Here is a 16,185-nt window from a genome sequence, read left to right on the forward strand (position 1 = left end):
GCCATGACCGACCGGCTGCCGCATGAAAAAGGCTTTCACGTCTCCTGGGACCAGATCCACCGGGATGCCCGCGCGCTCGCCTGGCGGCTGGATGGTAAGGGGCCCGAGAACGGCGACTGGCGCGCCGTCGTGGCCATCACGCGCGGCGGAATGGCGCCCGCGATGATCGTCAGCCGCGAGTTGGATATCCGTGTCGTCGATACCGTCTCGGTCAAGTCGTACAATCATCAGGATCAGAGTCAGCCCCGCCTAATCAAGGCGCCGCAGACCGAGATCATGGGCGATCAGGGTGAAGGCGTTCTGATTGTCGATGACCTCGTCGACACAGGCAAGACGCTGGAACTGGTGCGCAACCTTTATCCAAAGGCGCATTTCGCGACCGTCTATGCCAAGCCCGAAGGGCGCGGCATGGTCGACACCTATATCACCGAGGTCAGCCAGGACACCTGGATCTTCTTCCCCTGGGACATGGCGCTGCAATATGTCCAGCCCTATCGCGGGTCGGACTGACTGAACGGGTCCTGCGGGAGTATTTCCGAAAAGCTGAAGCCGCCACGCGGCCAAAGGAGTGTCCATGGTCCTGCCTCTGAACCCGGATATCCGCGCGACCTTCCTGCCTCCGGTGATGGAGGCGCGGCGCTGGTTGGAGGGCGTGGCTTTCCCGCCTGAGCGCCCCTTGATCAACGTCTCGCAAGCCGCGCCGATGGAAGCCCCGCCCGAGGGGTTGAGGCAGGCATTGGCAGATGCCGCACTGAACCAACCCGAGGCGCATCTTTACGGTCCCGTACTTGGCCTGCCGGAACTGCGTGCCGAAGTCGCGTCGCAGTGGTCCGTTGCCTATGGCGGAACGATTGCGCCTGAAGAGGTCGCGATCACGCAGGGCTGCAATCAGGCCTTCTGCACGGTGATCACGACTCTGGCGTCGGCGGGAGATGAAGTGCTTCTGCCAACGCCATGGTATTTCAACCATAAAATGTGGCTCGACATGCAGGGCGTCGGCGCCGTGCCGTTACCCACCGGCGCGGGTCTTATCCCCGATCCGGACGAAGCGGCAGCGCTGATCACGCCCCGCACCCGCGCCATCGTCCTTGTGACCCCCAACAATCCCGGCGGGGTGGAATATCCTGCGGAAACTCTCCGCGCCTTCTACGATCTCGCCAAGACGCGGGGCATCGCGCTGATCCTCGACGAAACTTATCGCGATTTCGATGCCCGGACCGGCGCACCGCATGATCTTTTCGCTGACCCCGACTGGCGCGGCACGCTGATCCACCTCTATTCCTTTTCCAAGGCCTACCGCCTGACTGGCCACAGGGTCGGCGCCATCGTTGCCGATGCCGCGCGTCTGAGCGAGGCCGAGAAGTTTCTCGACTGTGTCGCGATCTGCCCCAGCCAGCTTGGCCAGATCGGTGCGCTCTGGGGGATGCGGAACCTCTCGCAATGGGTTGCGGGCGAACGGGACGAAATCCTCGCCCGCCGCAAGGCGATGTCAGAGGGGTTTGCGAAGCTTCCCGGCTGGAAGCTGCTCGGCTGCGGCGCATTCTTCGCCTATGCTGAACACCCCCATCCCCTGCCCTCGCCAGAACTGGCCAAAAGGCTGGTACGCGAGGTGGGTATTCTGCTTTTGCCCGGCACGATGTTCCGCCCCGAAGGCGATCCGCGCGGCGAACGTGAGGTCCGCATCGCGTTCGCGAATATCGGAGTTGGCGATATCGCGCGATTGATTGCCCGTCTGGCCGCATGGCAGAGCTGACGCATACCCTTGCCCCGCCACACGGGCTGGCCTAAACACCCCCAGAACAGGTCTTTCGGGAGGGAAGCGCCCATGTCGAGCCCGCTGCGCAGCAAGAAGCGCGGAAACATGATCATCTGGATCCTCATGGGGATGCTGATCCTCGGCCTTGGCGGTTTCGGGGCCACGAATTTCGGCGGTTCGGTCCGCTCCATCGGATCGGTCGGAGATCGGGACATCGACCTGCGCGATTACGCCCGCGCGCTGCAAAGCGAGATCCGCGCTCTGTCGGGGCAGATCGGCCAGCAGCTCAGCTTCGAACAGGCCCAGTCACTCGGGATCGACCGCGATGTGCAGGCCCGCGTCATAGGCTCGGTCGCGCTGGAAAACGAAGCAGACAAGATTGGCATTTCTGTCGGTGACGCCACCGTCCGTGACCGGGTGCTGGCGGTCGAAGCCTTCAAGGGCCTGAGCGGTGAGTTCGACCGCGACACCTATGCGCTGGCCCTGCGTCAGGAAGGACTGAGCGAGGCTGAGTTTGAAACCAAGCTGCGCGATGAAGCCGCACGGACCCTGTTGCAGAGCGCCGTTCTCGGCGCCGCGACAGCCCCCGGCAGCTATGTCGAAAGCATCGCAAGCTGGCTTACCGAAACGCGCAGCTTCTCGCTGGCGGAACTGACCGCGTCGGATCTGGCCGAACCTGTGCCTGTCCCGACCGACGATGAGATGAAAGCCTATTACGACGCCCATCCCGAAGATTTCACCAAACCGGAAGCGCGCCGCATCAGCTATGTCTGGCTGTCGCCCGAAATGCTGGCCGACAAGGTGGAGCTGGACGAAGAGGCGCTGAAGGCCGCCTATCAGGACCGCATCGACGAATATGTCACGCCGGAACTGCGGCTGGTGGAGCGCCTCGTCTATCCCGATGAGGAAACCGCCGCCGCCGCCAAGGCGCGGCTCGACTCCGGTGAGGCGACGTTCGAGGACCTTGCCGCCGAGCGTGGGCTGACACTTGCCGATATCGACCTCGGCGAAGTCGCTGAAGCCGATCTCGGCGCGGCTGGCGCGGCGATTTTCGCGCTGGATACGCCCGGCGTCGTCGGCCCCTTCGCCTCCGATCTCGGTCCGGCGCTTTTCGCGATGAACGGTATTCTCGAAGCCAAGGAAGTGCCGTTCGAAGACGCCCGCGACGACCTTGCGGCAGAAGCCTCGGTCGACCGGGCGCGTCGGCTTGTCGCTGATCAGAGCGATGGGATCGAAGATCTGCTGGCCTCCGGCGCGACGCTGGAGGAAGTGGCCACTGAAACCGGCATGGAACTGGGTCAAATCGAATTCAGTGACGGCACCGACGAGGGCATCGCGGCCTATCCCGCCTTCCGCGAAGAGGCCGCCGCGGTTACCGCCGAAGCCTTCCCCACACTCGTCGCGCTTGACGATGGCGGTATCTTCGCCCTGCGCCTTGACGGGATCGACCCGCCCGCGCTCCGCCCGCTCGACGAAGTGCGCGACGCGGTGATCGCGGGCTGGACCCGGCAGGAAACCCATACCCGACTTCTCGCCCGGGCCGAGGAACTGAAAGCGGCGGTCGAGGGCGGTGCGGCACTAGAAGCGACCGGCGCTATCGTCACACGGTTCGCCGATTTCGCCCGCGACGGTCATATCGCCGACACGCCCGCCGATGTCGTCACCACACTCTTCAAGCAGAACGAAGGTGGCGTGGCGGTAATCGACACAAGCAGCCGCGTTTTCGTCGGCGCACTGACGGGCATCCATGCCGCCGATGCTGAGGGCGACGACATGACCCGCGCCCGGCAGGCCCTGACCGCGCAGGCCGGTCAGGCGGTGGCACAGGACATGTTCGAGCTCTTCACCCATGCGATCGAGGCCGAGGCGGGCATCCGGCTCGACCCGGCGGCCATCAACGCCGTTCACGCGCAGCTGAACTAAGGACGACCCCGTGGCGCTCACTCCTTCCTACGAGGCTTTCGAGGCGGGCTGGGCCCGGGGCGAAAACCAACTGGTCTATACCCGGCTCGCCGCCGACCTCGATACGCCGGTGTCGCTGATGCTGAAGCTGGCCGAAGCGCAGCCGATGAGCTTCATGCTGGAATCGGTCACCGGCGGCGAGGTCCGTGGGCGCTATTCCGTTGTCGGGTTGAAGCCCGACGTGATCTGGGATTGCCGGGGTGATGCCAGCCGGATCAACCGGCAGGCGCGGTTCGACGCGGACGCCTTTGAACCGCTTGAGGGTCATCCGCTGGAGACACTCCGCGCATTGATCGCCGAAAGCCGTATCGAGATGCCCGAGGGGATTCCGGCAATTGCCGCCGGGCTTTTCGGCTATCTCGGCTATGACATGATCCGGCTGGTGGAGCATCTGCCGAACGTGAACCCCGATCCGATCGGGGTGCCCGATGCGGTACTGATGCGCCCGACGATCATCGCGGTGCTGGATGCGGTGAAAAGCGAGGTGACGGTCTGTTCGCCGGTCTGGGTCAGTTCGGGGCTCTCGGCGCGGGCTGCCTATGCGCAGGCTGCCGAACGGGTGATGGATGCGGTCCGTGATCTGGAACGGGCACCTGCGGGCGAGACCCGGTCGCTTGGCAACGCCGCGCATCTGGGCGAGATGAAGTCGAACTTCACGCCCGAGGGCTACCGCGCCGCTGTCGAAAAGGCGAAGGAATACATCCGCGCTGGCGATATCTTTCAGGTCGTGCCCTCACAGCGCTGGACGGCTGATTTCACCCTGCCGCCCTTCGCGCTCTATCGCTCGATTCGGCGCACCAACCCCTCGCCTTTCCTGACCTTCTTCAATTTCGGCGGCTTTCACATCGTCGGCTGCTCACCCGAGATTCTGGTTCGAGTCCGCGATGGCGAGGTAACAATCCGACCCATCGCCGGAACGCGTCCGCGCGGGCGCACGCCAGACGAGGATCGTGCGCATGAGGCCGATCTCATGGCCGACAGGAAGGAACTGGCCGAACATCTGATGCTGCTCGATCTTGGCCGCAACGATGTCGGGCGGGTCGCGAAAATAGGGACGGTTCATCCGACCGAGAAATTCATCATCGAGCGCTACAGCCACGTCATGCATATCGTGTCGAACGTGGTGGGCGAACTCAGCGCCGATCATGACGCACTGTCGGCCCTGCTTGCGGGCCTGCCCGCTGGCACCGTCTCAGGCGCACCCAAGGTCCGGGCGATGGAGATCATCGACGAGCTGGAGCCGGAAAAGCGTGGCATCTATGGCGGCGGCGTCGGCTATTTCGCAGCCAACGGCGAGATGGATATGTGCATCGCGCTGCGTACAGCCGTGGTGAAGGATGAAAAGCTTTATATCCAGGCGGGTGGCGGCGTTGTCTATGACAGCGACCCCGAGGCCGAGTTCCAGGAAACGGTGAACAAGTCGAAAGCCCTCAAGGCGGCGGCCGAAGATGCCGGGCTTTTCGTCCGGCGCGGCAACTCCTGACCCGCAAAGGCGGCCCGGCTATTGCCGGGCCAACATCACAGCCGAGGCCGGTGCGATCACCGTTCCTTTGGCCCCAGCGGCAGCCCAGTCCTTCAATGCCTGAACCGTCGTCGGTGCCGTCGTACCCGCGACCAGGATCTCACCCTGCCGCGCCGCTTCGAAAGCAACCCGGTCAAGATAGCGGGCAATTGCCGCCTCGTTTTCCCCGCTTGCATCGAGCTCGCGGTAGACCGAGGCGTGTGGAAGGCCGTCACGGAACGCTGCCTGCTGGGCAGGGTTGAGACCGCGATCATAGGTTACAAGTCCGCGTCCTTCGGCCGACAGCAAAGCGACAAGGTGTTGCGCCAGACGCCGGTCACTCTGGAACGCGGCATCGGGCTGCCCGATCAGAGTAACCGTTTCAGGAAGTGCCCGAACGAAAGCGTGATAGCTGACCTCCATATCCGAGGCTTTCGCACCAGATGGCAGATCAGCCGCAAGGATTGCGATTTCGAGCCCGGCGGCGCGATACGCAGCGGCCCGTTCGCCAGCGTCAGGGCGGGTCGGGTCAATTGCAACCGTTACCGGAAGACCGATCCCGGCCAATGCTGCAGCATCAAGCCCACCGTTCTGCTCGCCCCGGTCGATCAGCACCACGCCGATGATCGGGAGCGACTCCGGATTGTCGAACGGCGCTGCGTAGCGTGCGACCGCAGGCAAATCCTCGGTCGACGGAAGCGTGACAATGTCTGAGGAGGGTTCGTCAGACAGAGTTTCAGTCGTATCACCGATGCTTGGCAACCGGTTGATCTTTACCCCGGGAACAGCTTGCGAAAAACCGGGCTGCGGAGCGGCTGCATTGGTGAGCGGCTGCGATTCCACGGTCAGGATAACCGGTTCGTCTGCCGCTGCCGCAGCGGGTTCCGTTGCTGCCTCCGGTGCGGCCTCTACTACGGCATTGTCCTGCACTTCGTTGACAGGTGCCACATCTGGTTCCGGTTTAGATTCAGGTTCCGACGCAGGCGGCTCCGGTGCAGCAGCGACCACGATCTCTTCTTCAGCATTCTCGGGGGCGTCGTTCTCAAGCGCGGGCGCTTGCGGTGCGTCGGGCGCCGTTTCGGGTGCGGCCTCTGCCACCACCGGCACGTCCGCAACGGCGGGCGGTTCCTGCGCCGCGGTTACGGCAGCCGATTCGTCGGCCATTTCAGGAACGACGGCTGGGGTGGTCTCAGGCAGAGCCGTCTCAGCGGCGGCTTCCGCTGCCTTCAACACCGGCGTTTCGGGCGCCTCCGGTGCCGGTTCGGTCATGTCTGCGACGACATCGGCCGCCGTCGGCTCCGCCGTGGGGTCGGCCGTAATGGCGATATCCTGCACCTCGGGCGCGGTTTCGGGTTCGGCGACCACCGTTTCCTCAACCGGCTCGACCTCCGGTTGCGGCTCGGCCGTCACGGCGGGCTCCGGTTCGGCCACAGGCTCGGCGGTGGCCGCCTCGGTCGCTTCGGGCTCGACCGCAACCACCGGTTCCGCCTGCACAGCGGCACCGTCCACGGACCCCGCGCCGGTATCAACGTCGGCTGCGCCGGCCGCCTCACGCATTGTCCCGACCGGCGGCGCCATCAGCGATGCAATCGCCAACGCCGATCCGCTGATCAGAAACCCGACCAGCACTCCATTTACCAGACCTCTGCCCACGCCTGCCTCCGACGTTCTATTCCTGCGGTCGGGGGCGCATCTTGCCTTGACCCCGCCGCGCTGCTCTGACCATGTATAGCCCGTCACGCGGGCGCGATCACCCCCTGATTGCGTCTGCAATTCGCGAAGGTCCGCCGATGCTGCTACTGATCGATAATTACGACAGCTTTACGTACAACCTCGTTCATTATCTGGGCGAGTTGGGTGCCGATGTTGTCGTTCACCGCAATGACGCGCTGAACGTGCAGGAGGCGATGGCGCTGAAACCCTCGGCCATCGTACTGTCGCCCGGCCCCTGCACGCCGGACCAGGCGGGCATCTGCCTTGCGCTGACAGAAGCAGCGGCCGAGACCAAAACCCCGCTTCTGGGGGTCTGTCTGGGTCACCAAACCATCGGGCAGGCCTTCGGCGGAAAGGTCATCCGCTGCCATGAAATCGTACATGGAAAAATGGGGCTGATGCACCATGCGGGTAAGGGCGTCTTCGCGGGCCTGCCCTCGCCTTTTGAGGCAACACGCTATCATTCGCTGGTCGTCGAGCGGGAAAGCCTGCCAGATTGCCTTGAGGTCACGGCATGGCTGGAGGATGGCACGATCATGGGACTCAGGCACAAGACCCTGCCCATCGAGGGCGTGCAGTTCCACCCCGAATCGATTGCCTCCGAACACGGGCATCAGATGCTGAAGACCTTCCTTGAGGGCGCGGGCGTGCCGCTGACGGTTCCGGCATGAGCATGGATATACGTCCGCTGATCGGCCTTGCCGCCGACCGCCCTCTGGCCCGCGACGAGGCTGAGGCGGCGTTCGAGGCCCTGTTCGAAGGTGCGGCGACGCCCTCGCAGATGGGCGGCCTTCTGATGGCTCTCCGCACCCGCGGCGAGACCGTCGAGGAGATTGCAGCAGCGGCGCGGGTGATGCGTGCGAAATGCCACAAGGTCCGTGCACCCGAAGGGGCGATGGACATCGTCGGCACCGGCGGCGACGGCAAAGGCACTCTGAACATCTCGACGGCGACGGCCTTTGTCGTGGCGGGCGCAGGTGTCGTCGTGGCCAAGCATGGCAACCGCAACCTTTCTTCAAAATCCGGCGCAGCGGATGCGTTGACCCAGATGGGCGTCAACGTGATGCTCGAGGCGGAAGCGGTTGAAAAGGTTTTAGAAAGCTGTGGTATTGCGTTCATGATGGCGCCGATGCACCACCCTGCGATCCGCCATGTCATGCCGACACGGGCGGAACTGGGAACGCGCACCGTCTTCAACCTGCTTGGGCCGCTGACCAACCCTGCAGGCGTCAAGCGGCAACTGACCGGCGCGTTTTCGCGGGAGTGGATCCGTCCGATGGCCGAGACATTGCAGGCCCTCGGCTCGGACCGGGCCTGGCTGGTTCATGGATCAGACGGGACCGACGAGCTGTCGATCGCAGGCGTCAGCTGGGTTGCCGCTTTGGAAAACGGCGCGGTGAGGGAGTTTGAGCTGCATCCCGAAGAGGCAGGCCTGCCGGTGCATCCGTTCGAGGCGATCATGGGCGGCAGCCCGGAAGAGAATGCAAACGCCTTCCGCGCGCTTCTCGCAGGCGAAACGGGCGCTTACCGCGACGCCGTGCTTCTGAACGCCGCCGCGGCTTTGGTTGTGGCAGGCAAGGCAGGGGCGCTGACCGAGGGCGTTGCCATGGCCGCCGAAAGCATCCACAGCGGTGCCGCGAAAGCGAAGGTAGAGGCGCTGGCCTCGGCCTCTCAGGCGGCATGATCCCGGAAAGCTGGGCACATCTGCCCTTTTTCACTAGGGACTGGCCCCGGATCGCGGCCGCGCTGGCGGCTGAGACCCGGATGATCCTGCCTTCCGCGTCGAAGCGTTTTGCGGCATTGGACCTGACACCCCCCGACAAAGTGCGGGTGGTGATACTCGGGCAGGACCCCTATCCGACGCCGGGCCATGCCCATGGTCTGGCCTTCTCGGTGGAACCGGACCTGCGCCCCCTGCCCCGGTCCTTGAACAACATCTACAAGGAGTTACAGGACGATCTTGATATAACGCGCCCGAATGGCGACCTGCGCGGGTGGGCGCGGCAGGGTGTGCTGCTGCTCAATACCGCCTTGTCCGTCCCGGCTGGTGATGCGGGTGGACATGCGAAACTCGGCTGGCAACGGTTGACCGAAGACATTCTGGACGCCGTCTCCGCCACGCCTTGTGCGTTCATTCTCTGGGGCGGCCATGCGCAAAAGCTCCGCCCGCATATCCGACCCGGCGATCATCTGGTGATCGAGACCGCTCATCCCTCGCCCCTCTCGGCGCGACGAGGATTCTTCGGCTCACGACCGTTCAGCCGGGTCAATGGCTGGCTGGAGGCGCGGGGCGAGGCACAGGTCGATTGGGGCGGATAAGTCGAAGGCGGGTGTATTTTCACAATGCGGAAGCAGGGGCTTTTCCGGGCATTGCACGGCGGGTAAGAGGAAGCATGGATATTCTCGAGAAGATCAAGGCCTACAAGCTGGAGGAAGTGGCGGCGGCGAAGGCACGGCTTCCTCTTGCAGAGGTCGAGGCCGCTGCACGGGCCGCCGATGCCCCGCGCGGCTTCGCGGCCGCACTGCGGCGGGCGTCGGCCTCGGGTTATGGGCTGATTGCCGAAATCAAGAAGGCGAGCCCGTCGAAGGGCCTGATCCGCGCCGATTTCGACCCGCCCGCTTTGGCCCGTGCCTATGAGGCTGGCGGGGCAACATGCCTTTCGGTTTTAACCGACGCACCGTCCTTTCAGGGCGCGCCGGAGTTTCTGACCGCGGCCCGCGCTGCCGTCTCGCTGCCAGCGTTGCGCAAGGATTTCATGTACGACACCTATCAGGTCACCCAGGCACGCGCCTGGGGGGCGGATTGCATCCTGATCATCATGGCCTCGGTCTCCGACGCGCAGGCGGCAGAACTGGAGGATGCAGCCATCGGCTGGGGCATGGATGTGCTGTTGGAGGTGCATGATCGGCCAGAACTGGACCGGGCGTTGCAGTTGAAGTCACCACTCGTCGGGATTAACAACCGCAATCTCAAGACCTTCGATGTCACTCTTGACACCACGCGGGCGCTTGCGCCGCTGATCCCGTCCGACCGGATGGTGGTCTGCGAAAGCGGTTTGTTCACCCCCGCGGATCTGGCTGAAATGGCGGCGGTCGGGGCGCGAACATTCCTGATCGGGGAAAGCCTAATGCGGCAGGCGGATGTCACGACCGCGACTCGGGCGATCCTTGCCGATCCGGTGGGGGGCTGACCATGGCTTTGACGCATTTCGACGAGGACGGTCAGGCCCATATGGTCGATGTCTCGGACAAGGCGGTAACCGACCGGGTGGCCGTCGCGGAGGCCTTCGTAAGAATGAAGCCCGAAACGCTTGCTCTGGTTATTGCCGGGACCGCAAAGAAGGGCGACGTTTTGGGTGTTGCACGACTTGCGGGGATCATGGGGGCGAAGAAATGTGCCGACCTGATTCCCCTTTGTCATCCCCTGCCGATCACCAAGGTCGCGCTCGACCTCGCGCCGGATGCGGAGCTTCCGGGCGTGCGGATCACCGCAACGGTCAAGACCACCGGCCGGACCGGGGTGGAAATGGAGGCGCTGACGGCGGCCTCGGTCGCCGCCCTCACGGTCTATGACATGCTTAAGGCGGCAGAGAAGTCGATGGAAATCGGCGGCCTGCGCGTTGTTCTCAAAGATGGTGGAAAATCAGGTCGTTACGAGGCGACCTGAAGGCAGGAGTGCGGAATGATTTCGGTCGATGAGGCCCTGTCGCGGCTTTTTTCCCTCTGCACACCGCTGCCCTCGGAAATCATCCCACTGCGTAATGCCGCCGGGCGGGTGCTGGCTGCACCTGTGGTCGCAGGGCTTGACCAGCCACCCTTCGCGGCCTCGGCGATGGATGGCTATGCGATCCGCGAGACCGATCACCGCGCGGAGACCCGGCTGCGCGTGATCGGCGAAGCCGCTGCGGGGTCGGGATATCCTGGCGAGGTTCGTGCCGGGGAAGCGGTGCGTATCTTCACCGGTGCGCCTGTGCCCAAGGGGGCTGATTGGGTCGTGTTGCAAGAGGATGTCACCCGCAAGGACAGTTTCATCACGCTGGGCGACCGGCTGGAACACGGCTCAAACATCCGCGGGGCCGGACAGGATTTCAAATCCGGTGACCGGATCGAAGCACCACGCCGCCTGGCCCCCGCCGATCTGGCGCTTATCGCGGCAATGAACGTGCCCGAAGTCACGGTCACCCGCCGCCCGGTCGTGGCTCTGATCGCCACCGGCAACGAGTTGGTGATGCCCGGCGAGGAGCCGGGGCCGGACCAGATCATCGCCTCGAACAGTTTCGCACTGGCCGCGATGGCCGAGTCTGCGGGGGCAGAGGTCCGTATGCTACCCATCGCTCGCGATACCGAGGCCAGTCTGGGCTTCACGCTCGATCTTGCCCGCGACGCGGATCTGATCGTGACCATCGGCGGCGCATCGGTGGGCGATCATGACCTTGTGGGAAAGGTGACCGAGGGCATGGGGATGGAGCGGTCGTTCTACAAGATCGCGATGCGGCCGGGAAAACCGCTGATGGCCGGACGGCTTGGCACGTCCGTCCTTCTTGGTCTTCCGGGAAATCCTGTATCCTCAGTAGTATGTGGTCATATCTTCATGTTGCCCATGCTGCGCGCGATGCAGGGGCTTGGCGCTGAACCCGCCGTGACGAGGTCCGGCAATCTCGCTGCGCCGGTCGAGGCAAACGGCCCCCGCGCCCACTATATGCGCGCCAAGACAGAGCATCGCGATGGCGCCGTACTACTGCACCCATTCGATCGGCAGGACAGTGCGCTCCTGACCGTTCTGGCCGAGGCCAATGCGCTTTTGATCCGCCCTGTGGGCGACGCCGCCCGCGCGACCGGAGCAGCAGTTGAATACATCCCGCTCTGACCAAACGATCTGAATTAATTGACACAAAAAGGGAACACGCGTAGAACACGAACAGAACAGCTTCGGAAAAAGCAAAGGAAAACAGGCATCATGCTGACCCGCAAGCAACTGGAACTCCTGGATTTCATCCAGAAACGCGTCGCGCGTGACGGGGTTCCCCCCTCATTTGACGAAATGAAGGATGCGCTCGACCTGCGCTCCAAGTCCGGCATTCATCGGCTGATCACGGCGCTCGAGGAACGCGGCTTTATCCGCCGACTTGCCCACCGGGCCCGCGCGATCGAGATCGTGAAACTGCCCGAGGCGATGGAGAAACCGGGCTTCAAGCCCAAGGTGGTCGAGGGCGACCGCAAGGCGCCGCCGAAAGGTGCGATGCCGGTTTCCGCTGAGGTGATGGAACTTCCCCTCATGGGTCGCATCGCCGCCGGTGTGCCGATCGAGGCGATTTCCGAGGTTTCGCATCATGTCGCCGTACCGGGCTCGATGCTTTCAGGGCGCGGCCAGCACTATGCGCTGGAGGTCAAGGGCGATTCGATGATCGAGGCAGGGATCAATGACGGCGACGTCGTGGTGATCCGTGAACAGTCGACGGCCGACAATGGCGACATCGTCGTGGCCCTTGTCGAGGGGCATGAGGCGACGCTGAAACGCTTCCGCCGCCGGGGTCACATGATCGCGCTGGAGGCAGCGAACCCCGCCTATGAGACCCGTGTTCTGCCCGAGGATCACGTCAAGGTGCAAGGCAAGCTCGTGGGCCTTATCCGCAGCTACTGACGCGCGGCAAGCCTGTCGCGCCAGATGCGCCGGTTCCAGAGGCGGTCGCCCGCTGCGTCACGTGCTGTGAGGATGCGCAGCCCATCGGAACCGACATAAACGGCCAGCGCTCCGGTTTCGCGCAGTTTGGACTTGTCATACATCAAACAGGGGCCTGCCGGGCCGCTCCACTCCTCTGAGAGTATCACCAGCGCCCCGCCATTGCAGGCATCGCCTGCCCGTCCTGCTGACCCTTTTCCTGAGAAATGCGCGATGGTGGTCCCCGAGAGATCGGCGGTCAACGCGCCTTTCGGACCCTGAAACCCCATCCGTACAAAGGCGGCGTCCTGTTCGGCCAGGTCGCCGTCAGCCTCCAGCCAACTTTTTGCGACAAAGCCCGCGCCTTTGGGTTTCGTCAGCGCCCTGCCCTCTGCCCCGAGCAGACCGGCAATCGCCCCATCGGAGGAGACGAGAAGCGCGGGGCGCTCGACCATCGACCACAGGACAAGGGCCGCGACCATTCCCCCCGCGCCGACACCCCTCAGCCATATCGCACGGGCTATAAGCGCTAGAAGTCCGCCAAGCGCGATCAGCGGCAACGCGACCATCGGCGGTGCAGTTACTGCCACGACCGCGCCCTCGAGCCCCGAGACCGAATGCGCGATGGCTAGGATCATCGCGGTCCCCTTGCCCATGACCCAAAGAGCGGGTGCCTCCAGCCCCAAAGGCGCAAGCAAGGCGGCAACCACCGCCGCAGGCATCACCACGGTCCCCATCAGCGGCACAGCGAGCAGGTTGGCCAGAAGCCCGTACTCGGCAATCCGATTGAAATGCGCGGCCGCAATGGGGGCTGTAGCGAACCCTGCCGCCATTGAAGATATCAACAACATTGCCACCGGACGCAACAATGCGGGGATATGATGCTGCATCTTCGCCCAGGGCTGAAAGACGACGATCAGCGCCACGGTCGCCCCGAAGGACATCTGAAACCCCGGCTCGACAAGGCTTTCCGGTTCGATCCACAGCACGATGATAGCGGCAATCGCGACTGACCGCAGCGAGATCGCCCGCCGGTCGACCAGCACCGCGACCAGCATCACCGCCACCATGATGAAGGCGCGCCGTGTTGCGACGCTCGGCCCGGCCAGAATCAGATAGAAGGCGGCGACGAAAATTGCGACAATGGCGGCGAGTTTCTTGGTGTTGATCCGCAATGCGACCGGCGGCACCAGTGCTAGCCCGTAGCGGCATGAGGCAAAGACGAAGCCGGTCAGAAGTCCCATATGCAGGCCGGAAATCGCGATGAGATGCGACAGGTTCGACCCGCGCAGGGCATCCGTCGTCGTCCGCTCCACCCCTGACCTGTCGCCGGTCATAAGGGCGGCCGCAAAGGCGCCCGGCTGCCCCCCGATCCGCGCCTGCATCGCCCCTGAAATCGCCATGCGCAGCCGGAAAGCCAGAAGCGCCAGCCGCCCCTCGGGCGGTTCCAGCGCCAAGACCGGCGAGCGCGTATAGCCGACGGCGCCAAGCCCGGAAAACCACGCGAGGCGCTGAAAATCGAATCCCCCGGGCTCGACCGGCCCCTCGGGAGGCGAGAGATGGGCCGAGAGGATCACGGTCAGCCCTGGCACCGGCCGGATGAAACTCTGATCGCCGTGAAGCGCCACACGGACCCGCGCCGGTGTGCGGTCAGGCGGAATATCCTCCAGTACGACACGATCAAGCGTCAACCGCGTCTGGTCGGAGAAGGAGCGGTCGATATCGACGATGCGTCCCTCAACGGGACCGTAATAGCGGAAGTGAAGCACCGGGGCGGCCACAGAATGGGCGCGGTACGCAGCCAGCACCAACCCCGCCAGGACGAGGGCGAGCCCGGTCGCAGGTATCCGCAGACGCTCCGGCCCGCGCCATCCGAGGGTGGCGAAGATCATTGTGACGACAGCAACCGGCATGAGTACAAATGGTCCAGGCTCCACCTTCAGCGCGAAGTAACCGCCGATGCCCAGCGACAGGAATACCGGCGCCCAAACCATCAGCCGCCCGCGCACCGCGCCGAGCGCGTCCAGCATCCAGATCACCGCCCGCACCTTGTTTCCCCGTCCGGCTTTGCCTATTGAGTGCCGTCAGCCTGAGCTTTCATGGTTTCCGAAAGGTTAACGCGCCCATGCCCGAGAACGCCAAGACCGCGATCGTCACCCGCTTCGCCCCCTCGCCCACCGGGTATCTGCATATCGGCGGCGCACGTACGGCGCTTTTCAACTGGCTTTACGCACGGGGTCGTGGCGGCAAGTTCCTGCTCAGGATCGAGGATACCGACCGCGAACGATCCACCCCCGAAGCAACAGCTGCGATCCTGAAGGGCCTCACATGGCTCGGCCTCGACTGGGACGGCGATGTCGTCAGCCAGTTCGAGGGCCGCGAGCGTCACGCTGAAGTGGCGCGCGAGATGATGGCGCGGGGGCATGCCTATAAGTGCTTCTCGACGCAGGACGAGATCGAGGCTTTCCGCGAGGCCGCACGGGCCGAGGGGCGCTCGACCCTGTTTCAAAGCCCGTGGCGCGATGCCGATCCGGCCACCCACCCGGACGCGCCCTTTGTCATGCGCCTGAAAGCGCCCCGCACCGGAGAGACGGTGATCGAGGACGCCGTGCAGGGCAATGTCACCATCCGCAACGACCAGCTCGATGATATGGTTTGTTTACGGTCCGATGGTACGCCCACCTACATGCTGGCGGTTGTCGTAGATGACCACGACATGGGCGTCACGCATGTGATCCGGGGGGATGACCACCTGAACAATGCTGCGCGTCAGATTCAGGTCTACCGGGCCATGGGCTGGGACGTGCCGGTCTTTGCCCATATCCCGCTCATCCACGGACCCGATGGCAAGAAGCTCAGCAAACGCCACGGGGCGGTCGGGCTGGAAGAGTATCAAGCCATGGGCTACCCGGCCTCGGGCATGCGCAACTACCTGGCCCGGCTCGGCTGGGCGCATGGTGATGCCGAATACTTCACCGATGCCGAAGCCCGCGAATGGTTCGACCTTTCGGGAATCGGGCGCGCGCCCGCGCGGCTCGATTTCAAGAAACTGGAAAACATCTGCGGGCAGCACATTGCCGCCACGCCGGACGCGGCGCTTTTGCCTGAAATTGAGGCATATCTTGACGCTGCAGGCGCGAAACCTCTTTCGCAATCGCAGAAAGAAGGGCTATCACGCGCTCTTTATTGCGTGAAAGACCGGGCAAAGACTTTTCCGGAACTCATTGAAAAAGCGCATTTTGTTCTGTCATCAAGACCCTTTGAGCCGGATGAGAAAGCCGCAAAATCACTCGATCCGGTATCCCGTGGTATACTGAAAGAATTGACGCCGCACCTGCAAAATGCTAGCTGGGAGCGGGACATGCTGGAAACCACCGTGGGCACGATCGCCGAGGCTCACGGGATCGGGCTCGGCAAGATCGCTGGCCCCCTTCGGGCCGCGCTTGCCGGACGCACGGTCAGCCCCAGCGTCTTCGATATGATGCTCGTCATCGGGCGGGAGGAGACCATCGCCCGGTTGAAGGATGTGACAGCCTGACGGCGCATTCGGCGCCCGGACTGTGAGGAATATCCAGATGCAGGCACCACCCGCCG

The 16,185-nt window shown here is 64.0% G+C and carries 14 protein-coding genes; 12 read left to right on the top strand and 2 right to left on the bottom strand.

All coding sequences use genetic code 11. The features are described from left to right. Window positions 1-3: 3 nt before the first annotated feature. From gpt to trpE, 4 genes are all read left to right on the top strand, one after another. Window positions 4-510, top strand: coding sequence for a xanthine phosphoribosyltransferase (gene gpt / locus OEZ71_RS12840; protein WP_263740385.1), 507 nt, complete (start codon window positions 4-6; stop codon window positions 508-510). Window positions 511-574: 64 nt separating this feature from the next. Beyond that, window positions 575-1,753, top strand: coding sequence for an aminotransferase (locus OEZ71_RS12845; protein WP_263740868.1), 1,179 nt, complete (start codon window positions 575-577; stop codon window positions 1,751-1,753). A gap of 72 nt (window positions 1,754-1,825) precedes the next feature. Next, entirely contained in the window at window positions 1,826-3,679 is a 1,854-nt protein-coding gene (locus OEZ71_RS12850; protein WP_263740386.1) for a peptidyl-prolyl cis-trans isomerase, read from the top strand. Between the two features lie 10 nt (window positions 3,680-3,689). Continuing rightward, window positions 3,690-5,201 (top strand): anthranilate synthase component I, encoded by a 1,512-nt coding sequence (gene trpE, locus OEZ71_RS12855; protein ID WP_263740387.1) that lies wholly within the window; start codon window positions 3,690-3,692, stop codon window positions 5,199-5,201. A gap of 18 nt (window positions 5,202-5,219) precedes the next feature. On the opposite strand, the gene OEZ71_RS12860 is transcribed toward trpE, so the two are convergent. Beyond that, window positions 5,220-6,872: a divergent polysaccharide deacetylase family protein gene (locus OEZ71_RS12860; RefSeq protein WP_263740388.1), complete on the bottom strand. Its 1,653-nt coding sequence runs from the start codon at window positions 6,870-6,872 to the stop codon at window positions 5,220-5,222. 137 nt (window positions 6,873-7,009) lie between these two features. Between OEZ71_RS12860 and OEZ71_RS12865 the strand changes: the two genes are divergently transcribed. The 7 genes from OEZ71_RS12865 (at window position 7,010) to lexA (ending at window position 12,573) form a co-directional block, all read left to right on the top strand. Further along, a complete protein-coding gene (locus OEZ71_RS12865; RefSeq protein ID WP_263740389.1) occupies window positions 7,010-7,603 on the top strand; it encodes an anthranilate synthase component II in 594 nt (197 codons plus the stop codon). Next, window positions 7,600-8,616, top strand: a complete 1,017-nt coding sequence (trpD, locus tag OEZ71_RS12870; RefSeq protein WP_263740390.1) for an anthranilate phosphoribosyltransferase — start codon at window positions 7,600-7,602, stop codon at window positions 8,614-8,616. Before OEZ71_RS12865 ends, trpD begins: the two co-directional genes overlap by 4 nt. Then, window positions 8,613-9,251: a uracil-DNA glycosylase gene (locus tag OEZ71_RS12875; protein WP_263740391.1), complete on the top strand. Its 639-nt coding sequence runs from the start codon at window positions 8,613-8,615 to the stop codon at window positions 9,249-9,251. The genes trpD and OEZ71_RS12875 overlap by 4 nt, the downstream gene beginning before the upstream one ends. A 74-nt stretch (window positions 9,252-9,325) precedes the next feature. Then, window positions 9,326-10,123, top strand: coding sequence for an indole-3-glycerol phosphate synthase TrpC (gene trpC / locus OEZ71_RS12880; protein ID WP_263740392.1), 798 nt, complete (start codon window positions 9,326-9,328; stop codon window positions 10,121-10,123). 2 nt (window positions 10,124-10,125) lie between these two features. Next, a complete protein-coding gene (moaC, locus tag OEZ71_RS12885; protein ID WP_263740393.1) occupies window positions 10,126-10,599 on the top strand; it encodes a cyclic pyranopterin monophosphate synthase MoaC in 474 nt (157 codons plus the stop codon). A 15-nt stretch (window positions 10,600-10,614) separates the two neighbouring features. Then, window positions 10,615-11,799, top strand: a complete 1,185-nt coding sequence (locus OEZ71_RS12890) for a molybdopterin molybdotransferase MoeA (protein ID WP_263740394.1) — start codon at window positions 10,615-10,617, stop codon at window positions 11,797-11,799. 90 nt (window positions 11,800-11,889) lie between these two features. Continuing rightward, window positions 11,890-12,573, top strand: coding sequence for a transcriptional repressor LexA (lexA, locus tag OEZ71_RS12895; protein ID WP_263740395.1), 684 nt, complete (start codon window positions 11,890-11,892; stop codon window positions 12,571-12,573). On the opposite strand, the gene OEZ71_RS12900 is transcribed toward lexA, so the two are convergent. Continuing rightward, window positions 12,567-14,639: a ComEC/Rec2 family competence protein gene (locus OEZ71_RS12900; RefSeq protein WP_263740396.1), complete on the bottom strand. Its 2,073-nt coding sequence runs from the start codon at window positions 14,637-14,639 to the stop codon at window positions 12,567-12,569. The two genes, lexA and OEZ71_RS12900, sit on opposite strands and share 7 nt — an antisense overlap. A gap of 77 nt (window positions 14,640-14,716) precedes the next feature. Here OEZ71_RS12900 and gltX point away from each other — a divergent pair, with 77 nt between their 5' ends. Further along, complete coding sequence (gene gltX, locus OEZ71_RS12905) at window positions 14,717-16,129, top strand: glutamate--tRNA ligase (RefSeq protein WP_263740397.1); 1,413 nt, start codon at window positions 14,717-14,719, stop codon at window positions 16,127-16,129. The last annotated feature ends 56 nt before the right edge of the window (window positions 16,130-16,185 follow it).

Source organism: Albidovulum litorale (assembly GCF_025751495.1).
Classification (GTDB): Bacteria; Pseudomonadota; Alphaproteobacteria; order Rhodobacterales; family Rhodobacteraceae; genus Albidovulum; species Albidovulum litorale.

Bases quoted from the DNA above. Each gene is read 5' to 3' on its own strand.
- OEZ71_RS12845 (WP_263740868.1), top strand. From the start codon at position 575: ATGGTCCTGCCTCTGAACCCGGATATCCGCGCGACCTTCCTGCCTCCG.
- OEZ71_RS12875 (WP_263740391.1), top strand. From the start codon at position 8,613: ATGATCCCGGAAAGCTGGGCACATCTGCCCTTTTTCACTAGGGACTGG.
- moaC (WP_263740393.1), top strand. From the start codon at position 10,126: ATGGCTTTGACGCATTTCGACGAGGACGGTCAGGCCCATATGGTCGAT.
- OEZ71_RS12850 (WP_263740386.1), top strand. From the start codon at position 1,826: ATGTCGAGCCCGCTGCGCAGCAAGAAGCGCGGAAACATGATCATCTGG.
- gpt (WP_263740385.1), top strand. From the start codon at position 4: ATGACCGACCGGCTGCCGCATGAAAAAGGCTTTCACGTCTCCTGGGAC.
- OEZ71_RS12865 (WP_263740389.1), top strand. From the start codon at position 7,010: ATGCTGCTACTGATCGATAATTACGACAGCTTTACGTACAACCTCGTT.
- lexA (WP_263740395.1), top strand. From the start codon at position 11,890: ATGCTGACCCGCAAGCAACTGGAACTCCTGGATTTCATCCAGAAACGC.
- gltX (WP_263740397.1), top strand. From the start codon at position 14,717: ATGCCCGAGAACGCCAAGACCGCGATCGTCACCCGCTTCGCCCCCTCG.
- trpD (WP_263740390.1), top strand. From the start codon at position 7,600: ATGAGCATGGATATACGTCCGCTGATCGGCCTTGCCGCCGACCGCCCT.
- OEZ71_RS12890 (WP_263740394.1), top strand. From the start codon at position 10,615: ATGATTTCGGTCGATGAGGCCCTGTCGCGGCTTTTTTCCCTCTGCACA.
- trpC (WP_263740392.1), top strand. From the start codon at position 9,326: ATGGATATTCTCGAGAAGATCAAGGCCTACAAGCTGGAGGAAGTGGCG.